The organism is Streptococcus sp. GP0011, from assembly GCF_030546305.1.
Classification (GTDB): Bacteria; Bacillota; Bacilli; order Lactobacillales; family Streptococcaceae; genus Streptococcus.
Window position 1 is genome coordinate 109,774 of the sequence record NZ_JAUONR010000001.1, and the last position, 12,129, is coordinate 121,902.

The 12,129-nt window shown below is 35.7% G+C and carries 11 protein-coding genes and 2 pseudogenes; 12 read left to right on the plus strand and 1 reads right to left on the minus strand.

Annotation, left to right across the window (positions count from 1 at the left end):
* The first annotated feature begins 14 nt into the window (after nucleotides 1-14).
* From Q4443_RS00535 to Q4443_RS00555, 5 genes and pseudogenes are all read left to right on the plus strand, one after another.
* Nucleotides 15-143: a hypothetical protein gene (locus tag Q4443_RS00535; RefSeq protein ID WP_303407825.1), complete on the plus strand. Its 129-nt coding sequence runs from the start codon at nucleotides 15-17 to the stop codon at nucleotides 141-143.
* Between the two features lie 180 nt (nucleotides 144-323).
* Nucleotides 324-734 (plus strand): cell envelope biogenesis protein OmpA, encoded by a 411-nt coding sequence (locus Q4443_RS00540; RefSeq protein WP_303407826.1) that lies wholly within the window; start codon nucleotides 324-326, stop codon nucleotides 732-734.
* 47 nt (nucleotides 735-781) lie between these two features.
* Nucleotides 782-6,993: pseudogene (locus Q4443_RS00545) on the plus strand (SNF2-related protein).
* A 74-nt stretch (nucleotides 6,994-7,067) separates the two neighbouring features.
* Nucleotides 7,068-7,352, plus strand: coding sequence for a DUF5962 family protein (locus Q4443_RS00550; RefSeq protein ID WP_049519571.1), 285 nt, complete (start codon nucleotides 7,068-7,070; stop codon nucleotides 7,350-7,352).
* A 13-nt stretch (nucleotides 7,353-7,365) separates the two neighbouring features.
* Entirely contained in the window at nucleotides 7,366-7,662 is a 297-nt protein-coding gene (locus Q4443_RS00555; protein ID WP_049519572.1) for a DUF5966 family protein, read from the plus strand.
* Nucleotides 7,663-7,677: 15 nt separating this feature from the next.
* On the opposite strand, the pseudogene Q4443_RS00560 reads toward Q4443_RS00555, so the two are convergent.
* Nucleotides 7,678-7,872, minus strand: a pseudogene (locus Q4443_RS00560) (hypothetical protein); the annotation flags it as partial.
* Nucleotides 7,873-8,031: 159 nt separating this feature from the next.
* Between Q4443_RS00560 and Q4443_RS00565 the strand changes: the two are divergent.
* The 7 genes from Q4443_RS00565 (at nucleotide 8,032) to pezT (ending at nucleotide 12,044) form a co-directional block, all read left to right on the plus strand.
* Nucleotides 8,032-8,673, plus strand: a complete 642-nt coding sequence (locus tag Q4443_RS00565) for a peptidylprolyl isomerase (RefSeq protein ID WP_303407827.1) — start codon at nucleotides 8,032-8,034, stop codon at nucleotides 8,671-8,673.
* A 9-nt stretch (nucleotides 8,674-8,682) separates the two neighbouring features.
* Entirely contained in the window at nucleotides 8,683-9,768 is a 1,086-nt protein-coding gene (locus Q4443_RS00570) for a toprim domain-containing protein (RefSeq protein ID WP_049519575.1), read from the plus strand.
* A gap of 50 nt (nucleotides 9,769-9,818) precedes the next feature.
* Nucleotides 9,819-10,052, plus strand: a complete 234-nt coding sequence (locus Q4443_RS00575) for a DUF5965 family protein (protein WP_000152419.1) — start codon at nucleotides 9,819-9,821, stop codon at nucleotides 10,050-10,052.
* Nucleotides 10,049-10,432, plus strand: a complete 384-nt coding sequence (locus tag Q4443_RS00580) for a DUF5945 family protein (protein ID WP_049519576.1) — start codon at nucleotides 10,049-10,051, stop codon at nucleotides 10,430-10,432. The genes Q4443_RS00575 and Q4443_RS00580 overlap by 4 nt, the downstream gene beginning before the upstream one ends.
* 37 nt (nucleotides 10,433-10,469) lie before the next feature.
* On the plus strand, nucleotides 10,470-10,742 hold the full coding sequence (locus tag Q4443_RS00585) for a hypothetical protein (protein WP_049519578.1): 273 nt from the start codon (nucleotides 10,470-10,472) through the stop codon (nucleotides 10,740-10,742).
* A gap of 67 nt (nucleotides 10,743-10,809) precedes the next feature.
* Entirely contained in the window at nucleotides 10,810-11,286 is a 477-nt protein-coding gene (pezA, locus tag Q4443_RS00590; protein WP_049519579.1) for a type II toxin-antitoxin system antitoxin PezA, read from the plus strand.
* Nucleotides 11,286-12,044 carry a type II toxin-antitoxin system toxin PezT gene (gene pezT, locus Q4443_RS00595; protein WP_049519580.1) on the plus strand — a complete coding sequence of 253 codons (759 nt, stop codon included), beginning with the start codon at nucleotides 11,286-11,288 and terminating at the stop codon, nucleotides 12,042-12,044. Before pezA ends, pezT begins: the two co-directional genes overlap by 1 nt.
* Nucleotides 12,045-12,129: the final 85 nt, after the last annotated feature.

Genomic DNA, 12,129 nt, shown 5'->3' on the forward strand with positions numbered 1-12,129 from the left:
CAATATGTCTATAAATGAGTAGTCGGCTCATGGTCAATCTGATAGTAATCTTGGACATAAGGGCCAAGCGGTGGCGGACACCAGAACGAAATCCGATAGCAATCTTGGGCGTAAGGGCCAAGCGGTGGCAGACACCAGAATAAACCGACTGACTAGGTGGCTTACAGGTTCTGTAAGTCGTCTTTTTTACTTTAATAGTAATGTTTTACATTTTAAGGAGAACGCAGTTTTGGCTCGTTCTCTTTTTTTGTTGTGATACTTCTTTCAAGGAATATTTGGTAGGATTGGAGTGAAAAAAGATTAACTAGGAAAGAAGGAAGTATATGGAAGCCATTTATCAACGTGATTCGGATCAAGATGGATTAACTGATGCTCAAGAATTGGCGCTAGGAACCAATCCTCTTAGCGCAGATTCTGATGGTGATGGTCGTTCAGATTTATTGGAAATAGAAGAAGGAACTAATCCCTTAGAAAAGGATTTTCAAGACTTAGACCAAATAAGTATAACTGAACCGTCATCAGTATTTATGGAAATGAAACAAAAGATTTCAGGTATGATGGAGAGTCACTACAAGGAATTTATACAGGCTCTGATTAGTATTGAAACAGGGATTGAAAACCAACAAGACCTAGAAGACTTATATACTTACTACATGAGAACAGATGCCGTTTCTCTTTTGTCTAGTGATTTAGAAACCAGTCCTCAAGAGGTTGAAATGGAGATAGAGTTGTAGGGGAATCATGTGATTCTCCTATTTTCGTATAGATGAAAGGAGCGAGTATGGAAGTAATGCAATTATTGGCTATGTTTCGTGGAACAATTCCCAAAGATAGAGAGAAAATGGACTTATTCCTTCGTTATCAAGCACAACATTTTGATGAGAAATGGCAGGACTTGGTAGAGAGTTTTTTGACTGAAGAGGGCAAGATAGAAGAGATACCTCAAGTCTATTCTTTTCATCAAGATATTGTTTCTTTTCTAGAGGCCAGTTCTGAAAATAATGACCAAGATTTAGAAAGTTACACAAGAAATTTTGGACAAGCAGGTCTAGGTAAATTATCTCAATTAAGTAATTTTGAGAAAAACTTGGTGCTAGAAGTCGCATCCTATAATCTTTCCACTCGATTTTACATCCAATCTGAAAAAGAAAAGCTAGAACAACTAAGTGAGCTTCTATTTCATCAGAATCAGGATGTCAATTTAGTCAACGTCTATCGAGTTGCGAATAATCTATCTGACCGTATTAGTAGAGATATAGAGGAATTTCTTCTAATGGTTGACTCAAAAGAGCTTAAAAAAGAAGTTCTTGAGATTCATTTTGAAGAAAAAGAGGGAGATGTTCTAGCCTATATGGGTTCAGAATTGATGGCTACTTTAGATACAGTTACGGATCTTATTCATCGTGAAGAAAACTACCAACAACTCCCACTGACACAAAAGCTGAAGATTATTACTCATTTTGATGAAGTAAAGGCTATAAGAGAAAAGTCTAAGCAAGTAGAGGAATCCTTATCTCCTTCAAGTGATATTGAACAGGAAACGGAAGAAACTAACTCCTTTTCTAATGTCGATAAAATTGTAGAAGAAGCTTTGAGGGAATATCCAATCGGTTCACAAGTAAGTTATAAAGGACAAGTATTTCAGTTGGTTTCGATTGAAAATGCACAGTTAAATGACTTAGTTCGCCTAGAGCTATTCAATGATTCCAACCAGTTATTTGAAGAGAATCCTATCTTATACTTGAACAGTTTGAAAGAGATTGAACAAGTTTTGTCTCTTGTAGAACTTGAAAAAGAAGAATTAGAGATTGAGATGGATTCATCAAGTGAAGGTCAGGAAATAGATTTGTTTTCCTATATGGAAGAAGAAAATGAAAAGGAAACAGAAATAGAAACTCTAATTTCAGGTATAGAAGAGACGGATGTCCCTGTTCAAGATTTTGTTTTTCCAAATGATTTAGAGGACTTTTATCCAAAGACAAATCGAGAAAAGATTGAAACGAATATCGCCGCAATTGAACTTGTTAAAAGATTAGAAAAAGAGGGACGACAAGCGAATCCAGAAGAACAAGAACTATTAGCCAAGTATGTTGGCTGGGGTGGCCTTGCCAATGAATTTTTCGATGAACTCAATCCAAAGTATGAAATAGAACGTTTAACTCTTAGGAGCTTAGTAAGTAAATCAGAATATTCGACCATGAAACAAAGTTCTCTCACAGCCTATTATACAGACCCAATGATTATTCGCCAGATTTGGCAAAAATTACTGGATGATGGTTTTGAGGGAGGAAGGATTTTAGATCCTTCTATGGGAACTGGGAACTTCTTTGCGGCGATGCCTAGAAGTATACGAGAGAAATCAGAACTCTATGGAGTTGAGTTAGACAGTGTGACAGGCGCGATCGCAAAACAACTCCATCCCAATACCCATATTGAAGTGCGAGGATTTGAAGAAGTTCCCTATCAAAATAATAGTTTTGATTTAGTCTTAACGAATGTTCCTTTTGGAAATTTTCGCATTGCAGATAAAAACTATGATAAACCTTATATGATTCACGACTACTTTGTCAAACACTCACTTGATTTAGTAAGAGACGGAGGACAAGTTTCGATTATCTCATCTATAGGCACAATGGATAAGCGGACAGATAATGTCTTACAAGAGATTAAATCCAACACTCATTTTTTAGGGGGAGTCCGTTTGCCGGATACGGCTTTTAAAAAGATTGCAGGTACTCGAGTGACCACAGACCTCCTCTTCTTTCAAAAGGATCAAGCAAAGAATCTTCATGAGGAGGAGCTTGTCTTTAGTGGCTCTATTCCCTTTGAGAGTGATAAGCGTGTCTGGATCAATCCTTATTTTGATGGGAAATACAATACACAAGTTTTGGGTGAATATGAGGTTCGTAATTTTAATGGAGGAACCCTCAATGTTAAGGGGGAATCAGAAACATTCACTACTGACATTATGGAAGCATTAGAGAATGTGGAGGCACCTAAACCAATTGACAATTCTTTGAAAGAACCTGTTTTTATCCAAGAAAAAGTGGATCATTCTATCCCAAGTCGTATTCGTGAGAACTTAGCGCTCTATTCTTTTGGATATGAGGGAAATCAAATTTATTACCGAGATTCGCATGGCATTCGGAAAAGTTCAAAAGTGGACGAAATTAGTTATTATGTAGACGAGAAGGGAGATTTTAGAGTCTGGGACAGTTCTTTGTCTGAACATAAAATAGATCGATTCGTGCAACTTCATTTGACAGATGAGGAAGCACTAGATGTATACAAGTCAGAAGAAGCGAGTAAAAGAGGGAAATATAAGGGCTTGTTCAAAAAAACGGTCTTTTATGAAAGTTCCTTATCGGATAAGGATATTAGTCGGATTAAGGGCATGGTTGATTTGAGAGAGACCTATCAATCCTTAATTGAAATTCAACGTCATCAAGATTATAGTCGGACAGATTTTCAGGTATTACTTAGTAAACTCAATCATGACTATGACCGCTTTGTAAGTCAATTTGGATACTTGAATGCCTCAGTCAATCGGAACTTATTTGATAATGACGATAAGTATTCTTTACTAGCAAGTTTAGAAGATGAATACATTGATTCTAAAGATCAGAAAGTAAAATATAAAAAATCTTTAGCCTTTGAGAAAGCATTGGTTAGGCCAGAGAGAGTGATTGCAAGAGTTTCAACGGCTCTAGATGCCTTAAACTCTAGTTTATCGGATGGTAGAGGGGTTGATTTAGACTATATGGTATCAATTTATCCCGAACATAGCCAAGTTGCTATTTTAGATGAGTTAGGTGACCAGGTTTTAATGGATCCAGAAAGTTATTTAAGAGGGGAAAAAAAATATCTTTCTAAGAACCAGTTTTTGTCAGGAGATATTCTCAACAAGATAGAAGTAGTTCAACTATTAGTGGAGGAAAACAACCAAGAATATGATTGGAACCATGCTTTAGATTTGTTAGAATCTGTTCGCCCTCCAAGGATTCATCTGGCAGATATTGAGTTCAAAATAGGGTCACGTTGGATTCCTCAATCCGTTTATGGTAAATTTGCCTTTGAATGTTTTACCAATCGTGAATTTGAATTGTCTTCGCCAGATGTTGAACAAGTCATTGAAGTGAATCCTGTCGATGGCCAGGTTCATTTAAGGACATCATTTGCTTATCGCTATCCAAGTGCCAAAGATAGTAGTCTTGGAGTCAGTGGGTCACGTTATGATACAGGAAGAAAGATTTTTGAGAATTTACTTAATTCAAACCAACCGACGATTACTATGACTGTTTCGGAAGGAGAAAAGAAAAAGACTATCACAGATTTGGAAAAAACCTCTGTTCTAAGGGCAAAAGAGCAGCATTTACAAGAACTCTTTCAAGACTTTGTATCACGGTATCCAGAAGTCCAACAAGTCATTGAAGAAAGTTATAATCGTCTTTATAATCGGACGGTTAGTCGAGAGTATGACGGTAGCCATTTAGTCATTGATGGCTTGGCTCAAAACATCAGTCTTCGTCCTCACCAAGAGAATGCTATTCAAAGAATCGTGGAAGAAAAAAGAGCTTTATTAGCTCATGAGGTAGGTTCAGGAAAGACCTTGACCATGCTTGGTGCTGGGTTTAAATTAAAGGAGTTGGGGATGGTTCATAAGCCCTTGTATGTGGTGCCCTCTAGTTTGTCTGCTCAGTTTGGCCAAGAAATCATGAAATTTTTCCCTACTAAAAAGGTCTTTGTGACCACTAAGAAAGATTTTGTGAAGGCGAGAAGAAAACAATTTGTTTCTCGTATTATTACAGGAGATTACGATGCCATTGTCATTGGGGATTCTCAATTTGAAAAAATCCCTGTCAGTAAGGAAAGACAGATGAATTATATTGAGGATAAACTCAATGAACTACGAGAGATTAAAACATATTCTGAAAATAAGTATACTGTTAAAGAAGCAGAGCAATCAATAAGTGGTCTAGAGAAACAATTGGAAGAACTCCAACGCTTCAATCGTGATAGCTTTATTGATTTTGAAAACCTAGGAATTGATTTTCTCTTTGTGGATGAAGCACATCACTTTAAAAATATTCGTCCGATTACTGGACTTGGAAATGTAGCAGGGATTACCAATACAACGTCTAAGAAGAATGTGGATATGGAAATGAAGGTTCGACAGATTCAGGAAGAACATGATTTTAAAAACATTGTCTTTGCGACAGGAACACCCGTTTCAAATTCTATTAGTGAGCTCTACACTATGATGAACTACATTCAACCTGATATCTTAAAACGCTATCAAGTCGATTATTTTGACTCTTGGGTAGGTGCTTTTGGAGAAATTCAAAACTCTATGGAATTAGCTCCTACAGGGGATAAGTACCAACCTAAGAAACGATTTAAAAAGTTTGTTAATCTACCTGAGTTGATGAAAATCTATAAAGAAACAACCGACATTCAAACACAAGATATGTTGGATTTACCTGTTCCAGAAGCTCATATTATCCCTATTGAGAGTGAGTTAACTGAAAACCAGAAACTCTATTTAGAAGAATTAGTTATGAGGTCAGATGAGGTTAAATGTGGAACAGTTGATCCAAGCCAGGATAACATGTTAAAAATTACGGGTGAGGCACGAAAACTAGCTATTGATATGCGTTTATTGGACTCTAGCTATAGTCTAGCAGACAATCATAAACTGCTTCAGGTAGTGGATAATGTTGAGAGAATTTATCGTGAGGGAATGGAAAATAAGGCTACTCAGATGATTTTTCAGATATTGGCACACCTAAGAAAAAGGATAATGGCTTTGATGTCTATTCTGAAATAAAGGCTTTATTAGTTGATAGAGGAATCCCTAGTAAAGAAATTGCCTTTGTACATGATGCCAATAGTGATGAAAAGAAGAATAGTTTGTCTCGAAAGGTCAATGCAGGAGAGGTGCGGATTCTCCTTGCTTCAACTGAAAAAGGAGGAACAGGTTTAAATGTTCAGAGCAAGATGAAAGCAGTTCATCACCTGGATGTACCGTGGAGACCAAGTGACATTCAGCAACGCAATGGACGGATTATCCGACAAGGAAATGAAAATAAGGAAGTGGATATTTACCACTACATTACTAAAGGTTCGTTTGATAATTATCTATGGGCAACTCAGGAGAACAAACTTCGTTATATTAAGCAGATTATGACTTCTAAGGAGCCGATTCGTGCTGCAGAAGACATTGATGAACAGACTATGACAGCTTCTGATTTTAAGGCACTAGCAACAGGTAATCCTTATCTCAAATATAAGATGGAACTAGAGAATGATTTAAGCCTATTAGAAAACCAAAGACGCGCCTTTCAACGCAGCAAGGATCACTATCGTCATACAATTTCTTACTGTGAAGAAAATATACCCATTCTTGAGAAACGATTAAGCAAGTATAATGGAGATATTCAACAGTCTGAAATGTCGAAAGACCATGCATTTTCTATGACAGTAGGTAAGCAAGCTTTTGATCAACGAGCTGAAGCAGGGGAATCCCTACACCGTCTTATCCGTCATAATAAAGCTGACAGCAAGGAATTCCGAACCCTAGCAAGCTATCGAGGATTTGATATTAAAATGCTTAGTCTTCCAACAAATCAACCTCTTCCTGAAACCTTCTCTGTTAAGATTGTAGGAGAAAATCAGTATTCTGTCAGTTTAGATTTGTATTCTCCTTTGGGGACAATTCAAAGGCTTCAGCATACGATTGATCACATTAAAGAGGACCAAGTGAAAACTCAGAACTTATTGGATGAATTAAAGGATAAATGGACTACTGCTAAGGTAGAAATTGAGAAAAATTTTCCAAAGGAAGAGGAATATCAAACTAAAAAGGCCGAATACGATGTACTCTCGCCATTGATTGAAACAGAAACGGATTTAGATATTATTGATCAGGCCTTAAGGCAATTCCACGAAAAAGTAAAAGAAAAGCAAGAACAACTTTCTTTTGAATTAGATTAAAAAATAGATACAAATAGCGGACAAGAAAAGAAAAGCGCGGTAGAATAAAGATAGAAAGAAACGAGGTAACGATTATGATGGAAGATACCTATTATCAATTAGAAGAGGCCTTGGTACAGGGATTTCAAACGCCTGAAGAATACCAAGCCTACAAGGAGCTAAAGGAAAATTATGAGGAAGTGACGGGGGATTACAGTTTTTCTAAACGAGAACTCACTAGTCAATTGGAAATCTCTCTTCAGAATCATCGAAGTGTGGACTTTGAAGAACATGAAAAAGAGGAGTATTTGGACTTAGTTCAAAAATTAGAAGGGTTTGATTCCTCTCTTGCCACCCATTATCGTCAGTTGATTGACTAGAAAGGAGAAAGTCATGAATGATTTACTCCTTATACCAGTAATTTTTTTAGCGGTAGGAGGAATTCTCATTCTTTTATGGAGACTCTTTCTTATTGCCAGTGGACTTTTCCTGATTGGTTTTGTCAGTTTTCTTATTTTCGTAGAGGGGTATGGAATTTATTTGTTCTTTACTGAACCGGCTTTATACTTTGATGATATTAGACAACATGGTTTAACTAGTTTTACTGCTGTGTACCTTTTCGTCAATCTGATCTTGGCTCTAGGTTTCAGTTGGCGTTTCATAAACTCCAAAAATAAGGAAAAAATGTGAACTTGTTAGATGGTTAAAAACTTTATCTGAATCTAAATTCGGATAAGGTTTTTTATTAGCCTTGATTCTTTCATACACTTCATAGCTAAATTGGAGTAATAATTTATGAAAATCATTATCCTCACTATTATTACTTGTATTTATGGCTTGTTTATGTCGTTCAATATGAGAAAGAGCTCTTCTCAAATTTTCTTCTTTTAATTTGTTCATATTTATATTATAAACTGAAGACAGCTAATTTTGATATTTTTCTCTGAACTGTACGATTTTGCGCCTGAAATGTAGGAATCACCTTTCGTTATGGTGTGATAAAACTGACAAGTCCTTTTTGTTATTCTTGACCTAGTTTTTATAGAAAGAAGGTCTAAGATGTTAAATAAAGTCAAAACTAAAGCCTTAATTAGTGTTGGAGCAGTGGCTGCAACTAGTTTTATTCTCATGATGGGATATACTGCTGGTCAACACTCGACTGCTAAACAAAGTCTTAAAGAGATTGAATTGGCTGCAGCTAAACTTGTAGAGGATAAACAAGCAGAAGATAAAGCCAGCATTTTGTCATCGGATACTGTAAAAGAATTTTTGACGCAGTACTATACGAAAGAAAAGCTCGGAGAAAATAATGCACGTATTCAGCCCTATATGACTGAATCAGCTTATTCTCAAGAATTGTCAAGTCAAAACGATGCCATGAACCAAGTGTATAAGGACTATATTTTGGATTATCATTTTGAAAAAGCTGATATCTTTGTCAATCAGACTACGAATCAAGCCATTGCCATGGTCTCTTATAATGTAACCTATGTATCTGATTTAAAGAATGCCAACCAATCAAAGACCAATCAGACAGAAACCAGAACGGTTAAGTTGTCTTATTCGAAACTACCAGGTAAGTTATTGGTTAATCAAGTACAGGTTTGGAAATCTGGGTTAGATGATTTAGATAAGGCCACTCCCAAAACTTTAGAAGAATCATCATCTGTCCCCTCACTGCCAAATACTACGACAAAATGATGATATTGCATGGAAATAGAAGAATGTAAGCAAATCTCAATTCTTGATGTAGCCAATCGTTTAGGTATCTCCTTTAAACAAGTTTCTAACCGTGTCTATGAACATCCTGAACACGATTCATTCCGGATTTTTTCAACTACCAATACTTTTAAATGGTTTTCAAGAGATATTCAAGGTGATGTCATTGATTTTGTTCGACTAGTTAAGGGAATATCCTTTAAAGAAGCTCTAGCCTTTCTTTCTGAAGAACCTTTTCAAAAAGGCATTGTTCAAGACAATATAGAGAGACCATTTTATTATCCTTTAAAGTCAATAGAAGATTCTGACTGTCGTTTGACCAGATATTACTTAACAGAATGTAGAGGAATTTCAGAAGAAATCGTACAAAAGATGATTCAACAAGGTTTGATAGCACAAGCCAGTTGGAAAACAAATGAAACAGTTGAACCTGTTATTGTTTCTAAAAGCTTTGATCATTGTCACAAACTGCAGGCAGCGAGCCTACAAGGGATTTATAAGAATCATTCTATCGCAAGAGAGAGGTTAAAAACAATTCTAAAAGGAAGCCATGGACATGTTGGAATATCCTTCGACATTGGTAAGCCAAATAGACTTGTCTTTTGTGAATCTTTAATCGACTTAATGAGTTATTACGAGTTGCACAAACAAAGTTTATCAGATGTTCGTTTGGTATCTATGGAGGGATTAAAAAGGTCTGTTGTGGCTTATCAAACTTTACGACTGATAGCAGAAGAAAATCAGAAGTTGGAATTTTTAGATACAGTAACACCTTCAAAGTTATTGCCTTTGATCAATACAATTCGTGATACCACTACCTATTTTGATAATCATCCTGATTTATTGACACTGGCAGTAGATTGTGATGATGCAGGTAAAGATTTTTCTGATAAGTTATCTAGATCAGGATTTCCTGTTTTACTGGATTTACCTGATAATGAATATGGGAAAGAAAAAATAGACTGGAATGATGTCCTTAGAGAAAAGAAATCAGATTTACAATTTATGCTTGAGACTGCAAAAGAGAAATTGGGGAATCAACCAGTAAGACAATCCTCTCAATGTTTAGAATTGTGATAACAAAATCAAGATGTTTTAGCTAATATTAGAATGAAGGAGGATCGTATATGACCATAATCGAACGCTTAGAAGAAAAGGTCACTAGGCAAGAAAGCAAGGTAGCAAGAGAGACAGAAAAACTAGCTGCTTACAAAGAGCAGCTGGAGACTGCGATGTTTGCGACGTTCAAAAGGCGTCAAAGCATTAGTCACATGAGTTTTGAAGAAGCTCTTGATCATGCTTTTGGAAAAGAAAGACAATTCGATGATTCTGAATTTAGAAAGGATGAAATGAGTGAATGACAAAAGATTGGAATTTTAATCAACCATTAGAAAGTAAATCAGAAAATCAAGAAGATCCAGATAAAATTGCGGCCTTATTTGGAAATCATCAAGGAGGTAATGATGTAAATTATGAAGCAGCTTTTCAAAAGCGAAAACAAGCACCTGTGACGGAATCAAATTCTAGTTCTAAACCCAAAGTTACAGAGGTTAAAACAGGAAAAGAGACAGATATCACTACAAGTTATCAGCAACATCTTAAAAGACTTATTGCGGATAACAATAGCGATATTCAAAGTAGTCAAAAGAAAATTGAAGAGCTACATACGTTAATTGACACAAAGAATAAAGATAATAAGAAATTGCAGTCAATTTATGATGCGATTTCAGAATTACATTAAGCAGTCCTAATAGGCTGCTTTTTTTGAGAGGTTATAGATGTTTACAACATTTTTTAAGAAAAACCAAGACAATGGTGATATATTTAAGAAACTAATTCATAGACTATCTGATATGTCTGTCCAAGATCTTGAAAAAATAGACCGATTGCTAGATATCATTTTCACTCCAGATCAAGGATCAGAACAACTAAAAACAGAAGCAACTTACAGAGAAGAAACTTTGGACGACACATTAAAGGAAGCTAAGAATCAACTTCATAAGGAACAATTGGAGAAGAATTTAGAGAGGTTTAGGAAAAATAGTCAATAACGCACCAAAATTGGTGCGTTATGATTTTTTATGCTATAATTGAATTATAAAAATAAAGGAGTTTGCCATGATTGGAAAGAACATAAAATCCCTACGTAAAACACATGACTTAACACAACTCGAATTTGCCCGAATTATAGGAATTTCTCGAAATAGCTTGAGTCGTTATGAAAATGGCACTAGTTCAGTTTCTACGGAACTAATAGATATCATCTGTCAGAAGTTTAATGTATCTTATGTCGATATTGTAGGAGAAGATAAAATGCTCAATCCTGTTGAAGATTATGAATTGACTTTAAAAATTGAAATTGTGAAAGAAAGAGGTGCTAATCTATTATCTCGACTCTATCGCTATCAAGATAGTCAGGGAATTAGCATTGATGATGAATCTAATCCTTGGATTTTAATGAGTGATGATCTTTCTGATTTGATTCATACGAATATCTATCTAGTTGGAACTTTTGCTGAAATAGAGAGATATAGCGGCTATTTGGATGGAATTGAGCGCATGTTAGAGATATCTGAAAAACGGATGGTAGCCTAATGGAAATCCAAGATTATACTGATAGTGAATTCAAACATGTTCTAGCACGGAATCTTCGCTCGATGATAAGAGGAAAAAAGTCCAGTAAACAACCTATAGCGATTTTGCTTGGAGGGCAAAGTGGTGCTGGTAAAACTACAATTCATCGTATTAAACAGAAAGAATTTCAAGGAAATATTGTTATCATAGATGGCGATAGTTTTCGTTCTCAGCATCCACACTATTTAGAACTTCAGCAAGAATATGGCAAAGATAGTGTAGAATACACCAAAGATTTTGCAGGGAAAATGGTAGAGTCTTTAGTAAGAGAATTGAGTCATTTGGAATACAATCTTTTGATCGAGGGAACTTTACGAACAATTGATGTTCCGAAGAAAACGGCACAACTCTTGAAAAATAAGGGATATGAAGTACAATTAGCCTTGATTGCGACAAAACCTAAGCTATCCTATCTGAGCACTCTTATCCGATACGAAGAACTGTACGCTATTAATCCAAATCAAACTCGCGCAACACCAAAAGAACATCATGATTTCATTGTAAATCATCTAGTTGATAATACACGACAATTGGAAGAACTAGCTATCTTTGAAAGAATTCAAATTTATCAACGAGATAGAAGTTGTGTATATGATTCAAAAGAAAATACAACTTCAGCAGCAACCGTTCTTCATGATTTACTATTTGGAGAATGGAATCAAGTGGAAAAAGAGATGCTTAAATCTGGAGAAGAAAGATTGAAAGATTTGACTAATTGAAATGGTTGTTAGATCTTGAGTTTTAAAATATAGTCTACTTATAACTTTTGCTAGTTGTTTGAGGTGTTCGGAAATTCTTTAGAAT